Below are 21,195 nucleotides of genomic sequence, written 5' to 3' on the forward strand. Positions count from 1 at the left end.
TCCGTCACGGGGCCAGGGTGTCGATCGCCTTCACGATCCGCTTGTCGGAGATGGCATACGCCGTGCCGAGCGCGTGGGCGAAATAGCTGACCCGCAGCTCCTCGATCATCCAGCGGATGTCCAGGACCTGCTGGGGCACGGGCCGGCCCTGCGGGAGCTGTTCCAGGAGCCAGGCGTACTCGTCCTGCATCTCGTGGACCTTCTCCATACGGGTCGTGTCCCGCTGGACGTTCGTCGGCATCTGCTGGAGTCGGCGGTCCGCCGCGACCAGGTACCGCATCAGGTCGGGCAGCCGCCGCAGCCCCGTCGCCGTCACGAACCCCGGCTTCACCAGCGCGTCCAGCTGGGCCCGTACGTCCGCCAGGTTCGCCAGCAGCGCCGGGCTCCGTACGGACTTCAGGCGCCGCTCACAGGCCTGCCAGGCGGCGAGTACCTGCTGCACCTGTCCGACCGTACGGACCGTCGTGTCGACGATCTCGGCGCGCACCTTGTCGTACAGCTTCCGGTACGACTCCTCGTCCCACGCCGGTCCCCCGAAGTCCCCGATCAGCTTGTCCGCGGCCGCTGTCGCGCAGTCCTCGAACAGGGCCTGGATGGAGCCGTGCGGGTTCGCCGACAGGGCCAGCTTCTGGGGGTTCGTCAGCTTCTCGGATGCGAACTTCGCCGGGCTCACCGGGATGTTGCGCACGATCAGCCGCCGCGTGCCCTTCCACATCGCCTCGGTCTGCTCCTCCTCCGTGTCGAAGAGGCGGACGGAGACCGTGTCGCCGTCGTCCACCAGCGCCGGGTACGCCTTCACCGGCTGGCCGGCCCGGCGGGTCTCGAAGACGCGCGTGAGCGTGCCGATCGTCCAGTCCGTCAGGCCCTTGCGCTCCAGGGACTCGCCGCCCTCGCGGGACGCGGTCGCTGCCGCCGCCTGCGAGAGGGCCTGGCGTGCCTTCGGCCTCAGCTTCAGGCGCAGGGACTCCAGGTCCTTGTCCTCGGCCAGATTGCGGCGCCGCTCGTCGACGATCCGGAAGGTGATGCGGAGGTGGTCCGGCACCCGTGCCCAGTCGAAGTCCTCCGCGTCGAAGGGGACACCGACCATGCGCTTCAGCTCGCGCGCCATGGTGGTCGTCAACGGCTCCTGCAACGGGACCGCCGTATCGAGGAACCGCTTCGCGAAGTTCGGTGCCGGCACGTAGTTGCGGCGGATCGGCTTGGGCAGGGAACGGATCAGCTCCGTCACCAACTCCTCCCGCAGGCCCGGGATCTGCCAGTCGAAGCCCTCGTCCTTCACCTGGTTCAGGACCTGGAGCGGGATGTGGACCGTCACACCGTCCGCGTCCGCCCCGGGCTCGAACTGGTAGGTCACCCGGAACTTCAACGGCCCCTGCCGCCAGGAGTCGGGATAGTCGGCCTTCGTGACCGCCTCCGCCGACTCCCGGATGAGCATCTCCCGCTCGAAGTCCAGGAACTCCGGCTCCTCGTGCCGCTTCCGCTTCCACCACGAGTCGAAGTGCGCCCCGGACACGACGTGTTCGGGAACCCGCCGGTCGTAGAAGTCGAACAGGGTGTCGTCGTCGACCACGATGTCCCGGCGCCGCGCCCGGTGCTCCAACTCCTCGACCTCGCTGAGGAGTCTGCGGTTGTCGGCGAAGAACTTGTGGTGGGTGCGCCAGTCGCCCTCGACGAGCGCGTTGCGGATGAACAGCTCGCGGGACGTCTCCGGGTCGATACGGCCGTAGTTGACCTTGCGCTGGGCGACGATCGGTACGCCGTACAGCGTGACCTTCTCGTATGCCATCACCGCGGCCTGGTCCTTCTCCCAGTGCGGTTCGGAGTACGTCCGCTTCAGCAGGTGCTCCGCGAGCGGCTCGACCCACTCCGGCTCGATCTTGGCGTTGACGCGGGCCCACAGGCGCGAGGTCTCCACCAGCTCCGCCGACATCACGAAACGCGGCTGCTTCTTGAAGAGCGCCGAGCCCGGGAAGATCGCGAACTTGGCGCTCCGGGCGCCGAGATACTCGTTCTTGTTGCCGTCCTTCACGTCCTTCATGCCGACGTGCGAGAGCAGACCGGCGAGGAGGGAGACGTGGACGCTCTGGTCGGCCGCGTCCTCCTCGTTCGGATGGATGCCCATCTGCTTGGCGACGGTCCGCAACTGCGTGTAGATGTCCTGCCATTCGCGGATGCGCAGGAAGTTCAGGTACTCCTGCTTGCACATCCGGCGGAAGGACGACGAGCCGCGCTCCTTCTGCTGCTCGCGGACATAGCGCCACAGGTTGAGGTAGGCGAGGAAGTCGCTGGTCTCGTCCTTGAAGCGGGCGTGCTGCTGGTCGGCCTGGGTCTGCTTGTCGGCCGGACGCTCGCGCGGGTCCTGGATGGAGAGCGCGGCGGCTATGACCATCACCTCGCGGACACAGCCGTTCTTCTCGGCCTCCAGGACCATGCGCGCCAGGCGCGGGTCGACGGGCAGCTGGGCGAGCTTGCGGCCGGTGTCGGTGAGCCGCTTGCGCGCGTCCTTCTGCGCCGGATCAAGGGCGTTGAGCTCCTGCAGCAGCTGCACGCCGTCACGGATGTTGCGGTGGTCCGGCGGGTCGATGAAGGGGAACTTCTCGATGTCCCCGAGGCCGGCCGCGGTCATCTGCAGGATGACGGAGGCCAGGTTCGTCCGCAGGATCTCGGCGTCCGTGAACTCCGGGCGGGCGTTGAAGTCCTCTTCGCTGTACAGGCGGATGCAGATGCCGTCGGAGGTACGGCCACAGCGGCCCTTGCGCTGGTTGGCGCTGGCCTGCGAGACCGGTTCGATGGGCAGCCGCTGGACCTTGGTGCGGTGGCTGTAGCGGGAGATGCGGGCGAAGCCGGGGTCGATGACGTACTTGATGCCCGGGACGGTGAGGGAGGTCTCGGCGACGTTGGTCGCCAGAACGATCCTGCGCCCGGTGTGCGGCTGGAACACGCGGTGCTGCTCGGCATGCGAGAGTCGGGCGTAGAGGGGCAGCACCTCGGTGAAGCGGTACTTCCTCTTTTCCAGCGCGTCGGCGGTGTCCCGGATCTCCCGTTCACCGGAGAGGAAGACGAGGATGTCGCCCTTGCCCTCGCCCTGGAGCTCCTCCACGGCGTCGCAGATCGCGGTGATCTGGTCGCGGTCTGAGTCCTCCGAGTCGTCTTCCAGCAGCGGCCGGTACCGCACCTCCACCGGGTACGTCCGCCCGCTGACCTCGACGATCGGGGCGTCCCCGAAGTGCCGGGAGAACCGCTCGGGGTCGATGGTCGCCGAGGTGATGACGACCTTGAGGTCGGGGCGCTTCGGCAGCAGCTGCGCCAGGTACCCCAGCAGGAAGTCGATGTTGAGGGACCGCTCGTGGGCCTCGTCGATGATGATCGTGTCGTAGGCGCGCAGCTCGCGGTCGGTCTGGATCTCGGCGAGCAGGATGCCGTCCGTCATCAGCTTCACGAAGGTCGCGTCCGGATTCACCTGATCGGTGAACCGCACCTTCCAGCCGACGGCCTCGCCCAGCGGCGTGTCCAGCTCCTCGGCGACCCGCTCGGCGACGGTACGGGCGGCGATCCGGCGGGGCTGGGTGTGCCCGATCATGCCCTTGACGCCCCGGCCGAGCTCCAGGCAGATCTTCGGGATCTGGGTGGTCTTGCCGGACCCGGTCTCACCGGCCACGATCACGACCTGGTGATCACGGATGGCGGCCGCGATGTCGTCCTTCTTCTGGCTGACCGGCAGCTGCTCGGGATACGACACGGCGGGCACCCGCGCACGGCGCGCACCCACGCGCTCCTCGCCCTTGCCGACCTCCGCCTCGATCTCGGCCAGCACGGCGGCGCGCGCCTCCGGCTTGCGGATCTTGCGCGCGCCTTCGAGCCTGCGCCCGAGCCGGTGCGCGTCACGCAGGGACAGCTCGGTCAGGCGGGCGGCGAGTTCCCCGAAGGCGGGGGAGCCGGGGGCGGGGGCAGGGTGCGTAGACATACGCGATCCAGGATCTCATCCTCGGGAAATTACTGGCGAACGGTTTTGTCCCGGGGGGTCGGTGTCACGGCACATACAACAAGACCCCGATCCGGGGATCGGGGTCTGTGCTGTGGCTGGGGCCGGGGTCGAACCGGCGACCTACCGCTTTTCAGGCGGTCGCTCGTACCAACTGAGCTACCCAGCCGAGAGGCTTCCGGGGAAACCTCAGCGGTCCTGACGGGATTTGAACCCGCGGCCTCCACCTTGACAGGGTGGCGAGCACTCCAAACTGCTCCACAGGACCAAGCGTTGTGCACGAACAGTGTCGCACACGGTGATGCGTGCCCCCAACGGGATTCGAACCCGTGCTACCGCCTTGAAAGGGCGGCGTCCTGGGCCACTAGACGATGAGGGCAAACTCTTACTGCTCTGCTTCGTCTATGCGTCTCCAGGGGGACGTGAGAAGCATGTGACTCCGCTTTCCCCCGGAGGGTTCCGCTTCTCCTGTTCTCCTTGCGGAGAGCCGGACGGTCAAGCCCTGACCGGTGCGCTTGGGCACGACGAGACTGTACTACGCCGCTCGGAGCAGGGCCAAATTGATTGGGCGCGGCCGATCAGGGCTGCTTGTCCTCCGGGAGGTGGCGGCTGACCTCCGCCGTGGTGAGACCGAGGCCGCCGAGTCTGATCTCGTCCCAGGCCTGCAGGCGGCGGGTGTCACGGTCCATGTAGAGGATCGAGGCCTCGATGGGGTCGGGGTACTTGCCCTCGACGGCCCGCAGCCCGCTGCCGCCCGTCGAGCCCTCCACCCGCAGGCGTGTGCCCTTCTTCATGACCTCCATCTCCTGGTGGTGGAGATGGCCGGACAGGGTCATCGGGACCTCGCCGTCGACCTCGCGGGCCGCCGAGGGCTCGTGGGCGATCGCGAGGTCGACCGGGGTGCCCGCGGCCCGCTGCGCGCGCAGGGCGGCGGCCAGACGGTCGCCCGCCGCCGCCTGGGACTCGTCGGCCCCCGGGTTCGTGGAGCGGTCGGGGGTGAACTGGGGGTCGCCGATGCCCGCGAACCTCAGCCCGGCGATCGTCTCCGCCTTGCCGTTGTCGAGGACGTGGACGCCCTTGAGGCCCTCCATGTACCGCTGGGTGGTCAGGGAGTCGTGGTTGCCCCGGACCCAGACGTACGGCGCCCCCAGGTCGGGGATCGGGTCGAGGAAGCCGTTCTCCGCCGCTGTGCCGTGGTCCATGGTGTCGCCGGAGTCGACGATCACATCGACCTTGTACTGCTCCACCAGCGAGGCGATGATCTTCCAGCTCGCTGGGTTGAGATGGATGTCGGAGACGTGCAGGACCCGGATGGTGGTGGGGTCCGGCTGGTAGGCGGGGAGGGTGGACGTGACGTCGTAGAGCTTCGTCACGTTCGTCACCAGGCGGGCCAACTCCTTCTGGTAGACGTCGAACTCGGTGACGATGCTGCGCGCGTTGCCGACCAGGGAGGGGGCGGAGGAGAGCAGTCCCGAGAACTTCGGCTCCAGGACGGATTCCGGGTTCCAGGTGGCGTACGCCGTGCCGCCGCAGGCCGCCAGGAGGGTGAGGGCGAGTCCGCCGGCCGCGAGGGCCCGGCGGGGGCGGCGGTAGACCGCGAGGCCGAGGGCCGTGGCGCCCGCCACCACGGCGACGCAGGAGCGCAGGGCGAGGTCGAGGGTGCCGTGCTCGACATCCGTGGCGACCTCGTCCTGGAGGCCGGAGAGGCGCTCGGGGTGGTCGACGAGGGCCTGGGAGCGTTCCGGGTCGAGCTGGTCGACGTTGACGTCGAGGCGGACCGGGGCCTGGTGGCTGTCCAGCTGGAGCGCGCCGAGCGGAGAGATGTTGATCTTCGTGCCGCCGGTCAGGGACGGGCGCAGCGTCATCGTGGTGTTCATGGGGCCGACCGGGACCCGGACGTTGCCGACGATCAGCAGACCGAGCCAGGCGCCCAGCAGGACGACGGCGACCAGGCCGAGGGCGCGGGCCCAGGGGTGCGGCTGGTGGACGAGCTCGACGGACGGGTGGGGTCGGCGCCTGCCGTACTGGCGGGCGAGGGCTCGCGGGGGCCTTCGTAGGGTGTTCAGGATGCTCCGGACGTTCAGGACTGCGGCGGGGACGCGGGCCATTGATCCCGTATGCCCAAGTCCGCCCGCGGATATGCGGCGTCCTCATGGCTCTCCTACGGATGGCCCGTACCGGAGAATGGGCTTGTGCTGGAGATGACGCGCGAGGAGTTCGAGGAACTGGTCGCCGAGGCGCTGGACCGGATTCCGCCGGAGTTGACGCGGCTGATGGACAACGTCGCGGTGTTCGTCGAGGACGAACCGCCGGCGGACGATCCCGAGCTGCTCGGGCTGTACGAAGGCACCCCGCTGACCGACCGGGGCGAGTGGTACGCCGGGGTGCTGCCGGACCGGATCACGATCTACCGGGGGCCGACGCTGCGGATGTGCGCTTCCCGCGAGGAGGTCGTCGCGGAGACCGAGGTGACGGTCGTGCACGAGATCGCCCATCACTTCGGGATCGACGACGCGCGGCTCCATGCGCTCGGATACGGCTGAGTCCGTTTCGAACGGCGCGCGTGTCCTCTTGTGGGCGGCGGGAGTTGGGCAGGTTGACTCTTTGACGACCGCCCTCGGAGGTGGCTGCTCGTGCGCCCCTTGTACGTACCCGTCCGTCTGGCCGCCACGGTCATGGCCGTCGCCGCCGCAGCGGGCTGCATGAGCGTGGGCGGGGACGAAGGTGACGGCAGCGCCAAGCCGTCGCACTCCGCCGGTGAGCGGGGCGGCGAGGCGCCGGACGGCGGTTCCGCGGCCTCGGGCGGTTCCGTGCGGCTCGGCGGGACGGGCTCGGACGGCAAACACGGCGAGCACGGCAAGGGCAAGGACGGCAAGGAGCCGGCCTCGCCGTCGGCGTCCGCCTCGTCGGGAGCCGGCGCGTCGGCCCCGGCGGGGGCGGAGCCGGGGAGTTCGGTGAAGCCGGTGCCCTCGGCGACGAGGACCGACCCGGCACCCACCCGTACGCCCGACCCGGAGCCGCCGGCGCCGAGCGAGCCGCCCGCCTCGCCCACGCCGTCGCCGCCGCCCGCCGAGCCGTCCTCCTCCGCGCAGCCGGAGACAGGGACGCAGCTCAGCCAGCGGGAGCCGGCGCCCACCGCCGGATCGCCGGTGTGACGGACCCCGTGGCAGGGCCCTGCGAAGGGCCCCGAGTGACCTCGGATACATACGACGGGATCCGTTTGCCTTCGGGGGTGATGGGTGCGTATGGTTATAGATCGTTTGATCATTTGCCCGGCGCCAAAGCAGAAGAGCGCCGTGTGGCGCGTTCTCTCCCTTACCGTGGCTGACCGCATTGAGGCGGTCGTATTGCGAATCACGGAGTTGACGGGCGCGTGCCGACGAGACTCCGGAAGGTTTCGCATACGCATGTCCATTTCCAGTACTGATCACGTCGTCGTGCCCGAGAACGAGGGCACCGAGGACGTCACCGAGGCCACCACTCCCGAAGTCACCTTCGCGAGCCTCGGTCTCCCCGAGGGCGTTGTGCGCAAGCTCGCCCAGAACGGCGTGACCACCCCCTTCCCGATCCAGGCCGCGACCATCCCGGACGCCCTGGCCGGCAAGGACATCCTCGGCCGTGGCCGCACCGGCTCCGGCAAGACCCTCTCCTTCGGTCTGCCGACCCTGGCCCGCCTCTCCGGCGGCCGCACCGAGAAGCACAAGCCGCGCGCCGTCATCCTCACCCCGACCCGTGAGCTCGCGATGCAGGTCGCGGACGCGCTTCAGCCCTACGGCGACGTCCTCGGCCTGAAGATGAAGGTCGTCTGCGGCGGTACGTCCATGAGCAACCAGATCTACGCCCTGGAGCGCGGTGTCGACGTGCTCGTCGCCACTCCGGGCCGGCTGCGTGACCTCATCAACCGCGGCGCCTGCTCCCTGCAGGACATCGAGGTCGCCGTCATCGACGAGGCCGACCAGATGTCCGACCTGGGCTTCCTGCCCGAGGTCACCGAGCTGCTCGACCAGGTCCCGGCCGGCGGCCAGCGGATGCTCTTCTCGGCCACGATGGAGAACGAGATCTCCACGCTGGTCAAGCGCTACCTGAGCAACCCGGTCACGCACGAGGTCGACAGCGCCCAGGGCAATGTCACGACCATGTCGCACCACATCCTGATCGTGAAGCCCAAGGACAAGGCGCCGGTCACCGCGGCCATCGCCTCCCGCAAGGGCCGCACCATCATCTTCGTCCGCACCCAGCTGGGCGCCGACCGTATCGCCGAGCAGCTGTGCGACTCCGGTGTGAAGGCCGACGCGCTGCACGGCGGTATGACCCAGGGCGCGCGCACCCGGGTGCTGGAGGACTTCAAGAAGGGCTACGTCAACGCGCTCGTCGCGACCGACGTGGCCGCCCGTGGCATCCACGTCGACGGCATCGACCTCGTCCTGAACGTCGACCCCGCCGGTGACCACAAGGACTACCTGCACCGCGCAGGGCGTACCGCTCGCGCGGGCCGCACCGGCACGGTCGTATCGCTGTCCCTGCCGCACCAGCGCCGGCAGATCTTCCGGCTGATGGAGGACGCGGGCGTCGACGCCGGGCGTCACATCATCAACTCCGGTACGGCGTTCGAGCCCGAGGTCGCCGAGATCACCGGCGCCCGTTCGATGACCGAGGTCCAGTCCGAGTCCGCGGTCAACGTGGCTCAGCAGGCCGAGCGCGAGGTCGCCCAGCTCACCAAGGAGCTGGAGCGGGCGCAGCGCCGCGCGACCGAGCTGCGCGAGGAGGCCGACCGTCTGGTCGCCCGCGCCGCCCGTGAGCGCGGCGAGGACCCGGAGGCCGCGGTCGCCGCGGTCGCCGAGGCGGCCGTGGCCCAGGAGGCGCAGGCTCCGGCCGAGGCCGTGGTCGCCGAGCAGGCCGCCGAGCGTCCCGCGTACGAGCAGCCGCGTCAGCGCCGTGACGAGCGGGGCAACTACGAGCGCCGTGACGACCGTCGGGACGACCGTGGTGGCCGTTCCTTCGAGCGTCGTGACGACCGCTCCTCGGGTGGCTTCAACCGTGACCGTCGTGACGGCGAGCGTGGCGGGTTCCGCCGTGACGACCGTCGGGACGACCGTGGTGGCCGTTCCTTCGAGCGTCGTGACGACCGCCCCAGCGGCGGTTTCAACCGTGACCGTCGTGACGAGCGTCCCTCGGGCGGCTTCCGCCGTGACGACCGCCCCACCGGCGGCTTCAACCGTGACCGCCGTGACGACCGGCCCTCGGGTGGCTTCAACCGCGACCGTCGCGACGACCGCCCCAGCGGCGGTTTCAACCGTGACCGTCGTGACGAGCGTCCCTCGGGCGGCTTCCGCCGCGACGACCGCCCCACCGGCGGCTTCAACCGTGACCGTCGTGACGAGCGTCCGTCCACCCACCGGGGCAGCGACCGTCCCTTCAACCGTGACCGTCAGGGCGACCGCCCCACCGGTGGCTTCCGCTCCGGCGGCCACGACCGCCCCACCGGTCGTCGTGACGACCACCGCACCACCGGCACCGGCACCGGCACCGGTTCCTTCGGCCGCCGCGACGACAAGCCGCGCTGGAAGCGCAACGGCTGACACAGCGTGAGCTGAGCTGGGGCCCGTACGACTTCGGTCGTGCGGGCCCTTTCCGTATCCGTATTCGACTATCGAACCCTGTGAGGCAGTTGTTAACATCCGTTGATCGCGTGACGGAGTGTGGCCGAGGGGGAAGACAAGGCCTGCCGCCGCGCCTTTTCTGACTTCCCTGGGGAGGGACCCTTGACCCGGCGTGCCCGGATCGCACTCACTCTTGTCTCGCTGGCCGCGCTGAGCGCCGGCACCCTGACGACCGCGGGCCCGGCCGCCGCGGACACCACCCCGACACCGATCGCCACGGACGGCGTGTGGGGCATCGACTACGCCGCCGGTTATCTGACCAGCGTCGAGTACCGGCCGAACGGCGAACAGTACGTCGTCGGACGGCAGCTCTCACCTGACGGCTCCACCGTGCTGGAACAGGACACCCGCGGATACGCCGGCGTCTTCGCCGACGGCACCCACCTGCAGCGGGTGCCGTGCGAGGCGGGCGACTGCGTGCCGCTGCGCTCCACCGGTACGCGCAGCGTCGGCTACTTCCAGGTGGACGAGTACGGGAAGGAGCGCGCCCAGATCTGGCTGACGCCGAACAGCTACCACGGGACGGAACCGGCCGTCACCGGCGGCCGGTTCGTGGACGCCACCGGCCGCTACTTCGTCTACAACGCGGCCTCCACCGGCAAGCAGTACGTCGACGCCGTCAACCGGTACCGCGACCAGGACGTCCGTCTGACCCGCTCCGTCACCGCCGCCTCCGTCTGGGGCTCGGCGCTGTGGACGCCGGGCTCGGGCAACGGCGTCGTCACCCAGTACGACCTGGAGTCGAAGAAGACCGTCACGACCGTCTCCACCGGAGCCCCCTGCACGGTCAAGGAACTCCAGGTCGTCGGCCGCTGGATCTACTGGAACTGCGGTCCCACGGGCGCCGCGGGCGTGTACGACCGCACGGCGAAGAAGAACATCACGGTGCCCTCCGGCCCCGCGCTCGTCGGTGACGGCTACCTCGTTCAGCACGACCGGAGCGCCGGGAAGCTCATGCTCACCGACTACCACTCCGGTACGGCAGCCGCCGCGTGCGCGATCGCCGACCTGCCGGCCGGGAACACGGCCGACCAGCGGCGGCTGAGCTGGACCGTGGACAAGTTCGGCGGGGGCGTCGCCTACGTCGGTACGGACCACGCGATCCGGATCGTGCCGAGCGGAGTGCCCGCCCAGCCCCTCGGGAAGATCGAGTCGGATCTGGACAACGCCTACTTCGACGCCGCGGGCCGCTACGGCGGCAACATGGCCTGGATGAGCACCTGGCAGCTGAACAAGCCCGCGACCTGGACCTTCACGGTGAAGGACGCCCAGGGCCGCACCGACCGCACCCTCGAGGGCAGCGGTACGGAGATCGACCTGGAGTGGGACGGGACGACGGACTCGGGCGCCTACGCGTACAACGACCAGAAGAGCTGGACGCTGACCGCGAAGGCCGCCGACGGCGCGGGTACCTACACGACGAGCGGCACGTTCACGCTCACCGGCGGCCGCCAGGGCCACCACGACCAGGGCGGGTACGCCTACGGCGAGCTCGTCACCCTCAACTCCTCGGGCACCCTGAGCCTCCAATTCACCAACGGCGGCGGCACGTTCGACAGGAAGCAGAACGCGTCCGGCTGGCCCGCCGGGACCGTCGCCGTGCCCTTCGGCGACATGGGCAAGGACCGCTGCGCCGAGATGCTGGTCCGGATGCCGAACGGCGAGCTGCGCCGCTACGCGGGCAAGTGCGGGGAGTCGTCGTACGCCCCGGCGAGCAGCCACACCTCCCTCGGCACCGGCTGGAACGCGTACAACGTCCTCACCGCCCCCGGCGACCTGACCGGTGACGGACGTACGGATCTGCTGGCCCGCAAGGCCTCGACGGGGGACGTCTATCTCTTCGCCAACGACGGGGCGAGCAAGCTCAAGCCGGGGGTGAAGATCCGCAACTGGGGGACGTACAAGAAGATCGTCGGAGCCGGTGACCTCAACGGCGACGGTTTCGGTGACGTCCTGGTGCAGGACGGGGCCGGGACGCTGTGGCGTTACGACGGCACCGGCACCGGCCAGGTGAAGGAGCGGGTGAAGGTCTTCTCCAACTGGGGAACCTCGTACAACACCGTGGTCGGCGTCGGGGACATCACCGGGGACGGGAAGAACGACCTGGTCTCCCGGGACACCGGGGGCAATCTGTACCGCAACGACGGCAACGGCAAGGGGTCGTTCGGGGCGCGGGTGAAGATCGCCACCGGCTGGCAGGGCTACAAGGGCATTTTCTAGCCAAGTTGTGATGCATGTCACGCCCCCGGTGAGGGAATCGCTGGGGGCATGACAGATGACGACAGAGTGAGTGGGCTCTCCGACGAAGAACGGCTTGCCCAGCTCGGCTACACGCAGGTCCTCGCCCGCCGCATGTCGGCGTTCTCCAACTACGCGGTCTCCTTCACGATCATCTCGGTCCTGTCGGGCTGTCTGACCCTCTACCTCTTCGGCATGAACACGGGCGGCCCGGCCGTGATCACCTGGGGCTGGGTCGCCGTAGGCCTGATGACGCTGTTCGTCGGCCTGGCGATGGCCGAGATCTGTTCGGCGTACCCGACCTCCGCGGGCCTGTACTTCTGGGCCCACCGCCTGGCGCCGCCCCGGACCGCGGCCGCCTGGGCGTGGTTCACGGGCTGGTTCAACGTGCTGGGCCAGGTGGCGGTGACGGCGGGCATCGACTTCGGTGCCGCGTCCTTCCTCGGCGCCTATCTGAACCTGCAGTTCGACTTCAAGGTGACGCCCGGCCGGACCGTGCTGCTGTTCGCCGCGATCCTGGTCCTGCACGGCCTGCTGAACACCTTCGGTGTGCGGATCGTGGCGCTGCTGAACAGCGTGAGCGTGTGGTGGCACGTGGTCGGCGTGGCGGTGATCGTCGGAGCTCTCACCTTCGCCCCGGACCACCACCAGTCGACGTCCTTCGTCTTCGGCGAGTTCGTGAACAACACGGGCTGGGGCAGCGGCTTCTACGTGGTCCTGCTCGGGCTCCTGATGGCCCAGTACACCTTCACCGGCTACGACGCCTCGGCCCACATGACCGAGGAGACCCACGACGCGTCCACGGCGGGCCCGAAGGGCATCGTCCAGTCGATCTGGACGTCGTGGATAGCCGGCTTCGTCCTGCTCCTCGGCTTCACCTTCGCCATCCAGTCCTACGACGGCGCCCTGAACTCCCCGACGGGCGCGCCGCCGGCCCAGATCCTCCTCGACGCGCTCGGCGCCACGGCCGGCAAGCTCCTGCTGCTGGTCGTCATCGGCGCCCAGCTGTTCTGCGGAATGGCCTCGGTGACCGCCAACAGCCGCATGATCTACGCCTTCTCACGCGACGGCGCGCTGCCGTTCTCGCACATCTGGCACACGGTGAGCCCCCGCACCCGGACCCCGGTGGCGGCGGTGTGGCTGGCCGCGGCGGGGGCACTGCTGCTCGGGCTGCCGTACCTGATCAACTACACGGCCTACGCGGCGGTGACGTCCGTCGCGGTGATCGGGCTGTACATCGCGTACGTCATCCCGACGCTGCTGCGGCTGCGCAAGGGTGAGGGGTTCCAACGCGGGCCGTGGCACCTGGGCCGCTGGTCCCGTGCGATCGGCGTGGTCTCGGTGGCGTGGGTCGCCGTCATCACCGTGCTGTTCATGCTCCCGCAGGTCTCCCCGGTCACCTGGGAGACCTTCAACTACGCCCCGATCGCCGTCCTGGTCGTCCTCGGCTTCGCCTGGACCTGGTGGGCGGCCTCGGCCCGGCACTGGTTCCTCAACCCCGAGCACGAGCGCACCAAGGCCCGCGAGGCGGCCCGCGCGAACGCGCCCGAACCGGTCGATCCCTGATCTTCCCGCCCGTTCCGTCCGCCCGACACGGCCGTGTCCCGGATACCCGATCGGAGACACGGCCACGTCCGGCTATGCTCGGGGAGGCAACATCGCCTGGGCCCTTAGCTCAATTGGCAGAGCAGTGGACTTTTAATCCATTGGTTGTGGGTTCGAGTCCCACAGGGCCTACCCCGAGCCCCAGTTCAGATCACTTCTGGACTGGGGCTCGCTGCACTTTTGGGCGCTCGCGCCTCGAGGGGATCAGTCGACCGGGGCCACTCGTAGTCCCAGCGCTTCACGACGAGCGGGTCCTCGTCGGAGCCGCGCGGAATGTACGACGCCTGGCAGCCGTAGCAGCCCTCGGTGTCGACGTCTCGCCCAGGCAGTTGGCCGCGGCGCGAGCGGTGCGGGCAGATGCCGGGACTGGAGCTGCTCCACGCGGAGGCGGTCCGTTTGGCGGCAGGGTGGGCGGTTCGGCGCCAGGACCGCCACGGGCGTTCGTTCGCCGGCGCTCGGATCTGGCTGTCCTGGCATCCGCGCGGCACTGGTTGCTCGCGCGCTGCCGCTGCGCCGCCCGGCATCTGCTCGTCACGGGACAAGGCTGAGCCGATGCAGCTGAGCTTCTGCGCTCCTGATTATTTTTCATAGCTGTGCCCGTGAGGTGAGATTTCAGCTGGACACGCGGACAGGTTCTCTGGCGTAAAAAGCGAACCAAAATGCAAAGCGGGACTTCTAAGCGCACACGGGCCGCTGCGGCGTGCTACTGTCGATCTCAGTTGAAGGTGTGGTTGAAGGAGATATGCATGGCTGCCGGTACCGTTAAATGGTTCAACGCGGAAAAGGGCTTTGGCTTCATCGAGCAGGACGGTGGCGGCGCTGACGTGTTCGCCCACTACTCGAACATCGCCGCCCAGGGCTTCCGCGAGCTGCTCGAGGGCCAGAAGGTGACCTTCGACATCGCACAGGGCCAGAAGGGCCCGACGGCCGAGAACATCGTTCCCGCCTGACGCTCACGCGCACTTGCAGCTGGGGCCCGCATCCTTCGGGGTGCGGGCCCCAGCTGCACGCATTTCCGGCGTTTCCCGCAGCGATGAATATCGCCGCCGCGCCGCATCGCACGACTCATTTCAGCTCCTGTGCCTGTACGAATTTTCGTCGGCCAGATTCGCTGCCCGTTCCACCGGCCCTTCTTGCAATTCACCGTGCTGCTCATCGCTGCGGGAATTCCTTGATATGTGCCGCATCGAGGAAGGTCCCGCATGAACCGCACACGCACGAACGACCGCTTCACCCGCACCCGTAACGGCAGTGCCGACTCCGGAAGGGGCGGCAGCCGGTTCGGTTCACCGGCCCCGCGCCGGTCCGGCGGGCCGAGCCGTTCCGGTTACCAGGGTCGCCGACCCGCCGCGATCCAGGGGGAGTTCGCTCTCCCCGAGTCCGTCACCCCCGCGCTTCCCGCCGTGGAGGGCTTCGCCGAGCTCGACATGCCCGGGGAACTGCTGACCGCGCTCGGCTCGGAGGGCGTGACCGTACCGTTCCCGATCCAGGCCGCGACCCTGCCGAACTCCCTCGCCGGCCGCGATGTCCTCGGCCGTGGCCGCACCGGCTCCGGCAAGACCCTCGCCTTCGGGCTGGCGCTGCTGGCCCGTACGGCCGGTCGACGGGCCGAGGCCAGGCAGCCGCTGGGGCTGGTCCTCGTACCGACGCGCGAGCTGGCGCAGCAGGTCACCGACGCCCTCACCCCGTACGCCCGCTCCATGAAGCTGCGGCTCGCCACGGTCGTGGGCGGGATGTCGATCGGCCGGCAGGCGAGCGCGCTGCGCGGGGGCGCCGAGATCGTCGTCGCGACGCCCGGGCGGCTCAAGGACCTCATCGACCGCGGCGACTGCCGGCTGGACCAGGTCTCCGTCACCGTCCTGGACGAGGCCGACCAGATGGCCGACATGGGCTTCATGCCCCAGGTCACCGCCCTGCTCGACCAGGTGCGTCCGGGCGGGCAGCGGATGCTGTTCTCCGCCACCCTGGACCGCAACGTCGACCTGCTCGTGCGCCGTTACCTCAGCGACCCCGTCGTGCACTCCGTCGACCCCTCGGCGGGCGCGGTCACCACGATGGAGCACCACGTGCTGCACGTCCACGGCGGCGACAAGCACACGGCCACCACCGAGATCGCCGCCCGCGACGGCCGCGTGCTCATGTTCCTCGACACCAAGCACGCCGTCGACCGTCTCACCGAGCACCTCCTGAAGAGCGGCGTGCGCGCCGCGGCCCTGCACGGCGGCAAGTCCCAGCCGCAGCGCACCCGCACGCTGACGCAGTTCAAGTCCGGCCACGTCAATGTGCTGGTGGCGACCAACGTCGCGGCGCGTGGCATCCACGTCGACAACCTCGACCTGGTCGTCAACGTGGATCCGCCGAGCGACCACAAGGACTACCTGCACCGCGGCGGTCGTACGGCCCGCGCCGGCGAGTCCGGCAGTGTCGTCACCCTGGTCACCCCGAACCAGCGCCGCGACATGACCCGCCTCATGGCGGCGGCCGGCATCGTCCCGGTGACCACCCAGGTCCGCGTCGGTGACGAGGCCCTGCACCGCATCACCGGCGCCCAGGCCCCGTCCGGCATCCCGGTCGTCATCACCGCACCGGTGGTCGAACGCCCCAAGAAGCGCGGCGCCACCTCACGCGGCCGACGCCGCCCCGCCTCGGCGGCCCGCCGGGTGTCCGTACGGCAGTCCGCCGTCGTAGCGGCGGCCTAGCACCTGGCACGACCCCGCCCCGTGCGTGACGTCACCGACGGAAGCGTGCTCCTCGTGCTCTTCCGCTGAACCGCTTCTCCCCTTCTCCCTGTGAGGCATCATGCGCTGTGTCATCGCCCGCTTCCCGTTCGACCTGACCAAGGGCGGCGTGCTGGAATCGATGAAGGGTGTCAAACCCGAACCGGTCACCGGCGAGTCCGTGATCATCGGACGGCGCCACTATCCCCTCAAGCAGGTCGGCCAGGTCATCACCCGTCAGGACCGCCGCGACTTCAGTGCCGGCGAGGTCCTTCGGGCCATGTCCCAGCTCGGCTTCACCTGCCGCGCCCTTCCCGCGCCCGCGCCGGTGCGCAGCGAAAGCCCGTTGGAGCGGGCTTCCGCACTGCTCGGCAGCCCCATTCCCGTCTGACCGACGTTTTCTGTGGTGGCAGCGGGTGCGGACGGGTAGCGTCTGTGCCGGCTGTCGTGGTTCGGAGTTCCCCATTGCCCACGCCTCGGGTGTGGGCGCTTTGCTGTGCTGTGCCGCAGGGACCAGGGCGATCAACCTCCGTCCTCCCCACCGGGGGAGGGCGTTCATCGACTGGAAGGCATGACTATGGCTTCGGGAACTGTGAAGTGGTTCAACGCGGAGAAGGGCTTCGGCTTCATCGCGCAGGACGGTGGCGGTCCGGACGTCTTCGCCCACTACTCCGCGATCAACTCCTCGGGCTTCCGCGAGCTCCAGGAGGGCCAGACCGTGACGTTCGACGTCGTCCAGGGTCAGAAGGGCCCGCAGGCGGAGAACATCACCCCTGCCTGACCTTTCTCGTGACGTTCGGGGCCGCGCGGCGCACGCCGCGCGGCCCCGGCGTTTTGCGGGACGTTTCTTGGCCGCAGCTTGGTCAGAGGTATCTCCTCGCTTTGATCTCCCAGGCCCGTGGCGTGCCTAGGCTTGGCCGACTTCGGGGTTCGGAGGGGGACTTCATGACCGTGCGACGCAGATCGCTCGCTTTCGTCGGGGTGGCCGCGCTGGTGTCGCTGCTCGCTTCCGCCGTCCCGGCGCAGGCGGCGTCGGGCTCACTGGCCGTCACCACGCTGGGTCGGCACGGCGCCAAGGTCGCGACGACGGTCACCGTCGTCGCGGTGCCGTCCGGGCAGACGTACAGCGTCGCCTCGGGCAAGCGGATCAGCCTGCCCTCGGGGCGCTACCTCGCGATGACCGACATCTGGGAGCACGGCGCGGAGGGGCTGGGCACCGACACCATCGGCGCGCAGGTCGTGCAGGTGTCGGGGAGTACCTCGGTGACGCTCGACGCGCGCAAGGGCAAGGCCGTCACGGTGTCGCTCGACACGCCGGCCGACGTGACCGACGCGCCGCGGATCAGCGCACAGGTGTGCGCGGCCACCGTCAGCAACATGCCCTCCGCCTTCAGCACGGGCGGCTGGAACTACCAGGGCTCCCTCTACGCCATCCCGAACTCCTCCAGGTTGCTGCAGTTCGGGTACCTGGCGCAGTGGTCGGGCAACGACAGCTACGTCGCCGTGAAGAACACCACGGGCATCCCGGCCGCGCCCGGCGGGTCGTTCAAGCGGTCGGGGCTGGCGACGGCCCACTTCTCGGTGCGCAGTGGCACGGAGATGGGCGCTCAGGTCCACACCGCGCTCCAGGCGGAGCCGAAGACCGACGACTGCACGAGCGACCTGATGGCCGATGTGCGCGACGACAACGCCCCCTACAGCGACACCGTTCACATGACTCCCGGGACCTGGCAGCCGCGCGACGACATCAGCGGGAGTGACGGCGAGGGCGTCTCCGGAGGTTTCCCGAAGGTCAGGACCCTCAAGGCGGGGCAGAGCTTCACGCAGTTCTTCGGCCGGGCCGTGTGGAGTCCGATGCACTATCTGCCGATGGTCGGGGACAAGTCCGTCGCCTTCGTCCCGTACGCCCTGATCGGCGATCCCGACGTCGGCGTGAACAACGCCGACGTGACGAAGGAGACGGTGGCCCTCGCCAAGGGCGGCACGACGGTGAAGAAGCAGACCCTGACCAACTGGGGTACCAGTGACGCCGAGTTCTCCGCCGGCATCCGCTCGGCCGGCTGGTACGACCTGACCGTCGACGCCCACCGCTACCGCCCGGGCATCACCTTCCCCGCCGGCATGCTGTCGTCGCGCGTCACCCTCGACTGGCACTTCAAGGCCGACCCGGCCAGGCCGATGGTCGCGCCCGTCTTCATGACCCGTTTTCTGCCGACCGGGCTGGGCAGCCACAACCAGGCCGCCGCGAACAGCACGACCACGGTCGACGTGAGTGCCGGGCGCGGCTCCCAGGGCCCCGATCTGAGGTTCACCACGGTGACCGCCAAGTCCGTCCGCGTCTGGTCGTCCGCAGACGGCGGCAAGACCTGGAAGGCGGCGACCGTCAGGCACTCCGGGTCGACCTGGCAGGCGTCCGTGCACAACCCGGCCTCCGGTGCGGTCGCCCTGCGTTCCGAGGTGACCGACGCGGCCGGGGACCGCTCGGTGGAGACGGTCTACCGGGCGTACTCCATCGGCTGAGGCCGGCGAAGCGGGTTCACAGCAGGTGGCGGTTCGGGGCCTTCGCGCGGTCCTCGTACTCGCCCAGCACCACCACGTCCACGCCCTGCGCGGTGAGCAGTCCCGTCCCGTCCGCTCCCGCCACGAAGGTGTCCGGCTCCCGCCACGCCGTCACCACCCGGCGTACCCCCGCGTCCAGGATCAGCCGGGCGCAGGGGGCCGGGCGGGAGGCCCGGTGGGTGCAGGGTTCCAGGCTGGTGTAGACGGTGGCCGTGGCCAGGCTGGGGTCGTGCGGGGCGATCTTCGCCAGGGCCGCCTCCTCCGCGTGGATGACCGGGTCGCCGGCCTCCCTGGAGTGGCCGCGGGCGAGTTCCGTCCCGTCGGCCGCCACCACGACCGCGCCCACGCTGAACGCGGTCTCCGAAGGCGGGCACTGCGCCGCCGACTCGCAGGCCAGCGCGAGCCAGTGGTGGTCCGCGGCGGTGGGGAGCGGGCCGGTGCCGGGGGCGGTGGGCTCGTAGCGCATCAGGACCACGTCCTCGATACGGCGGGTCTCCAGCAGGCGCAGTCGGCCGGACTGGTAGCCGCCCGGGCCGAAGAGGCGGGGGGCGTCCGGGGTGCCGACGAAGAGGGGGGCGAGGACCAGCTGCACCTCGTCCGCCAGGCCATGCTGGAGCAGCTGGGTGTGGATCCGGCCGCCGCCCTCCACCATCAGCCGGTCCACTCCACGCTCCTCGTGCAGGTGCTCCAGCAGGCGGCGCCAGTCCAGCTCGGGGCCGAGGGAGACCACGTCGGCCGCCAGACCGAGGGCGCGGGCCCGCTCCGCGCCCTTGTCCGTCGTGAAGACGAGCTTCTCGCCGCCCGTGTGCCAGAAGTTGGCGGCCGGGTCCAGTTCTCCCGAGCCGCTGACCGTGACCTTCAGGGGGTACGGCGGCTTCCCGGCGGCGACCCGGGCCGCGCGGCGCGTCTCGGAGTTGACCAGCAGGCGGGGGTTGTCGGCGCGGATCGTGCCCGCGCCGATGAGGATCGCGTCCACGGAGGCGCGGACCTCGTCGACGCGGTCGAAGTCGGCCGGGCTGGAGAGAAGGAGCCGGTCGGGGCCGGTGTCGTCGAGGTAGCCGTCTAGGGAGACCGCGGCGGAGAGGAGGACGTAGGGGTGGGGCATCGGAGCGGTCCCTCTCGAAAACGGATGGCGGGGCTTGGTTCAAGTTTGAAGCAAACCTACACTGGGGGCATGACGACCCGCTGGCTCAGCCCCGACGAGCAGCGAGCCTGGCGTGCGTACATCGCCGCCTCGCTCCTCCTGGAGGACACCATCGACCGGCAGCTCCAGCAGGAGGCCGGCATGCCCCACCTGTACTACTCCATCCTGGCCAACCTCTCCGAGATCCCGGAGCGGCGGCTGCGGATGACCGAGCTCGCCGAGTTTCTGAAGATCACCCGGCCGCGGCTGACGTACGCCGTCGCCCGACTGGAGAAGGGCGGGCTGGTGCGGCGCGAGAGCTGCCAGTGGGACAAGCGGGGCAGTGTCGCGGTCCTCACCGACGAGGGGATGGCGGTGCTGGAGCGGGCGGCACCGGGACATGTGGACACGGTCCGCACCGCGCTCTTCGACCGGCTCACCCCGGAGCAGGTGGGGCAGCTCGAGGAGATCTTCACGAGCGTCACCGAGGGGCTCCAGGGTGAGGAGGGCGCCTCCGGGGAGGTCCCGTGGCGCCGTCGGTCGTCGCCGTCCTGTTCGTGACGAGCACCATAAGGCGTTGCTTCAAATTTAAAGCATGAGGTAGGGTCTCGATCAGTAGAACTGCTTCAAATCTGAAGCAGGTGTGCCTCCGGAGCGGAGTACCCGCATGACCGACCTGCCCGCCGCCACCCAGCGTTCCCGCGTCCGCGTCCCGCTGCGCTTCGGGGACGGCTACGGCGTGGACGCCGAACTCGTCACCTTCCACGGCCTGGCCGACGGGCGGGAGCACCTCGCCGTCGTCCTCGGCGACCCCGCCCCCGGCACCACCCCGCTGGTGCGGCTGCACTCCGAGTGCCTCACCGGCGATGTCTTCGGCTCCGCACGCTGCGACTGCGGCCCGCAACTGCGCGAGGCGGTCGAGCGCATAGCCGAGCGCGGCGGCGTCCTGCTCTACCTCCGCCAGGAGGGCCGCGGCATCGGCCTCTACAACAAGCTCGACGCGTACGCCCTCCAGGACCAGGGCCTCGACACCTATGCCGCGAACACCGCGCTGGGCCTGCCCGAGGACGCCCGCGACTACACGGCGGCCGCGCAGATGCTCCAGGCCCTGGGGATCGCCGAGCTCGACCTGCTCTCCAACAACCCCGACAAGGCTGGCCAGTTGCGCGACCTCGGCATCGACGTCCGCGACCGGGTGCCCACCGGCGTCTTCACCACCGCCCACAACGTCCGCTACCTGCGCGCGAAGGTCCTGCAGACCCAGCACACGCTGCCGCTGGGGGAGTTGACCGAACTCGGCGTCGGCTGACC

General features: G+C 69.7%; 15 protein-coding genes and 4 tRNA genes. 13 read left to right on the forward strand and 6 right to left on the reverse strand.

Features of this window, described 5'->3' with window-relative positions; genetic code table 11:
• Nucleotides 1-4: 4 nt before the first annotated feature.
• From hrpA to ACIRP7_RS12500, 5 genes are all read right to left on the reverse strand, one after another.
• The gene (hrpA, locus tag ACIRP7_RS12480) at nt 5-3,964 is read right to left on the reverse strand and encodes an ATP-dependent RNA helicase HrpA (RefSeq protein ID WP_403657015.1); all 3,960 of its coding nucleotides are present in this window, start codon (nt 3,962-3,964) and stop codon (nt 5-7) included.
• Between the two features lie 113 nt (nt 3,965-4,077).
• Nucleotides 4,078-4,151: transfer RNA gene (locus tag ACIRP7_RS12485), tRNA-Phe, on the reverse strand.
• Nucleotides 4,152-4,175: 24 nt separating this feature from the next.
• Nucleotides 4,176-4,250 (reverse strand) — tRNA-Asp (locus ACIRP7_RS12490).
• A 38-nt stretch (nt 4,251-4,288) separates the two neighbouring features.
• Nucleotides 4,289-4,361, reverse strand: a tRNA-Glu gene (locus ACIRP7_RS12495).
• Nucleotides 4,362-4,560: 199 nt separating this feature from the next.
• Nucleotides 4,561-6,090, reverse strand: coding sequence for a metallophosphoesterase (locus ACIRP7_RS12500; protein WP_403657018.1), 1,530 nt, complete (start codon nt 6,088-6,090; stop codon nt 4,561-4,563).
• 84 nt (nt 6,091-6,174) lie between these two features.
• On the opposite strand from ACIRP7_RS12500, the gene ACIRP7_RS12505 reads away from it, so the two are divergent.
• The 11 genes from ACIRP7_RS12505 (at nt 6,175) to ACIRP7_RS12555 (ending at nt 18,722) form a co-directional block, all read left to right on the forward strand.
• The gene (locus ACIRP7_RS12505) at nt 6,175-6,525 is read left to right on the forward strand and encodes a metallopeptidase family protein (protein ID WP_109004752.1); all 351 of its coding nucleotides are present in this window, start codon (nt 6,175-6,177) and stop codon (nt 6,523-6,525) included.
• A 90-nt stretch (nt 6,526-6,615) separates the two neighbouring features.
• Nucleotides 6,616-7,137 (forward strand): hypothetical protein, encoded by a 522-nt coding sequence (locus ACIRP7_RS12510; RefSeq protein ID WP_403657021.1) that lies wholly within the window; start codon nt 6,616-6,618, stop codon nt 7,135-7,137.
• Between the two features lie 252 nt (nt 7,138-7,389).
• On the forward strand, nt 7,390-9,561 hold the full coding sequence (locus tag ACIRP7_RS12515) for a DEAD/DEAH box helicase (RefSeq protein WP_403657024.1): 2,172 nt from the start codon (nt 7,390-7,392) through the stop codon (nt 9,559-9,561).
• A gap of 183 nt (nt 9,562-9,744) precedes the next feature.
• Nucleotides 9,745-11,862, forward strand: coding sequence for an FG-GAP repeat domain-containing protein (locus ACIRP7_RS12520; RefSeq protein WP_403657027.1), 2,118 nt, complete (start codon nt 9,745-9,747; stop codon nt 11,860-11,862).
• 48 nt (nt 11,863-11,910) lie between these two features.
• Nucleotides 11,911-13,446 carry an amino acid permease gene (locus ACIRP7_RS12525; protein ID WP_403657030.1) on the forward strand — a complete coding sequence of 512 codons (1,536 nt, stop codon included), beginning with the start codon at nt 11,911-11,913 and terminating at the stop codon, nt 13,444-13,446.
• A gap of 98 nt (nt 13,447-13,544) precedes the next feature.
• Nucleotides 13,545-13,617 (forward strand) — tRNA-Lys (locus tag ACIRP7_RS12530).
• 614 nt (nt 13,618-14,231) lie between these two features.
• Complete coding sequence (locus ACIRP7_RS12535) at nt 14,232-14,435, forward strand: cold-shock protein (RefSeq protein ID WP_023586116.1); 204 nt, start codon at nt 14,232-14,234, stop codon at nt 14,433-14,435.
• Nucleotides 14,436-14,687: 252 nt separating this feature from the next.
• A complete protein-coding gene (locus ACIRP7_RS12540; protein WP_403657033.1) occupies nt 14,688-16,184 on the forward strand; it encodes a DEAD/DEAH box helicase in 1,497 nt (498 codons plus the stop codon).
• 100 nt (nt 16,185-16,284) lie between these two features.
• The gene (locus tag ACIRP7_RS12545; RefSeq protein WP_403657036.1) at nt 16,285-16,593 is read left to right on the forward strand and encodes an SCO5918 family protein; all 309 of its coding nucleotides are present in this window, start codon (nt 16,285-16,287) and stop codon (nt 16,591-16,593) included.
• A gap of 186 nt (nt 16,594-16,779) precedes the next feature.
• Nucleotides 16,780-16,983: a cold-shock protein gene (locus ACIRP7_RS12550; RefSeq protein WP_057609368.1), complete on the forward strand. Its 204-nt coding sequence runs from the start codon at nt 16,780-16,782 to the stop codon at nt 16,981-16,983.
• Between the two features lie 164 nt (nt 16,984-17,147).
• Nucleotides 17,148-18,722, forward strand: coding sequence for a hypothetical protein (locus tag ACIRP7_RS12555; RefSeq protein ID WP_403657039.1), 1,575 nt, complete (start codon nt 17,148-17,150; stop codon nt 18,720-18,722).
• Nucleotides 18,723-18,738: 16 nt separating this feature from the next.
• On the opposite strand, the gene ACIRP7_RS12560 is transcribed toward ACIRP7_RS12555, so the two are convergent.
• The gene (locus ACIRP7_RS12560; RefSeq protein ID WP_403657042.1) at nt 18,739-19,866 is read right to left on the reverse strand and encodes a dihydrofolate reductase family protein; all 1,128 of its coding nucleotides are present in this window, start codon (nt 19,864-19,866) and stop codon (nt 18,739-18,741) included.
• 69 nt (nt 19,867-19,935) lie between these two features.
• Here ACIRP7_RS12560 and ACIRP7_RS12565 point away from each other — a divergent pair, with 69 nt between their 5' ends.
• A complete protein-coding gene (locus ACIRP7_RS12565; RefSeq protein ID WP_403657046.1) occupies nt 19,936-20,445 on the forward strand; it encodes a MarR family winged helix-turn-helix transcriptional regulator in 510 nt (169 codons plus the stop codon).
• Between the two features lie 106 nt (nt 20,446-20,551).
• Complete coding sequence (ribA, locus tag ACIRP7_RS12570) at nt 20,552-21,193, forward strand: GTP cyclohydrolase II (protein WP_352391822.1); 642 nt, start codon at nt 20,552-20,554, stop codon at nt 21,191-21,193.
• Nucleotides 21,194-21,195 lie beyond the last annotated feature (2 nt).

Source organism: Streptomyces sp. NPDC102270, from assembly GCF_044766405.1.
Lineage (GTDB): Bacteria > Actinomycetota > Actinomycetes > Streptomycetales > Streptomycetaceae > Streptomyces.

What these genes read in the sequence shown, in the direction of transcription:
- hrpA (WP_403657015.1), bottom strand. Translation starts at nt 3,964, where the DNA reads ATGTCTACGCACCCTGCCCCCGCCCCCGGCTCCCCCGCCTTCGGGGAA.
- ACIRP7_RS12500 (WP_403657018.1), bottom strand. Translation starts at nt 6,090, where the DNA reads ATGGCCCGCGTCCCCGCCGCAGTCCTGAACGTCCGGAGCATCCTGAAC.
- ACIRP7_RS12515 (WP_403657024.1), top strand. Translation starts at nt 7,390, where the DNA reads ATGTCCATTTCCAGTACTGATCACGTCGTCGTGCCCGAGAACGAGGGC.
- ACIRP7_RS12525 (WP_403657030.1), top strand. Translation starts at nt 11,911, where the DNA reads ATGACAGATGACGACAGAGTGAGTGGGCTCTCCGACGAAGAACGGCTT.
- ACIRP7_RS12535 (WP_023586116.1), top strand. Translation starts at nt 14,232, where the DNA reads ATGGCTGCCGGTACCGTTAAATGGTTCAACGCGGAAAAGGGCTTTGGC.
- ACIRP7_RS12540 (WP_403657033.1), top strand. Translation starts at nt 14,688, where the DNA reads ATGAACCGCACACGCACGAACGACCGCTTCACCCGCACCCGTAACGGC.
- ACIRP7_RS12545 (WP_403657036.1), top strand. Translation starts at nt 16,285, where the DNA reads ATGCGCTGTGTCATCGCCCGCTTCCCGTTCGACCTGACCAAGGGCGGC.
- ACIRP7_RS12550 (WP_057609368.1), top strand. Translation starts at nt 16,780, where the DNA reads ATGGCTTCGGGAACTGTGAAGTGGTTCAACGCGGAGAAGGGCTTCGGC.
- ACIRP7_RS12555 (WP_403657039.1), top strand. Translation starts at nt 17,148, where the DNA reads ATGACCGTGCGACGCAGATCGCTCGCTTTCGTCGGGGTGGCCGCGCTG.
- ACIRP7_RS12560 (WP_403657042.1), bottom strand. Translation starts at nt 19,866, where the DNA reads ATGCCCCACCCCTACGTCCTCCTCTCCGCCGCGGTCTCCCTAGACGGC.
- ACIRP7_RS12565 (WP_403657046.1), top strand. Translation starts at nt 19,936, where the DNA reads ATGACGACCCGCTGGCTCAGCCCCGACGAGCAGCGAGCCTGGCGTGCG.
- ribA (WP_352391822.1), top strand. Translation starts at nt 20,552, where the DNA reads ATGACCGACCTGCCCGCCGCCACCCAGCGTTCCCGCGTCCGCGTCCCG.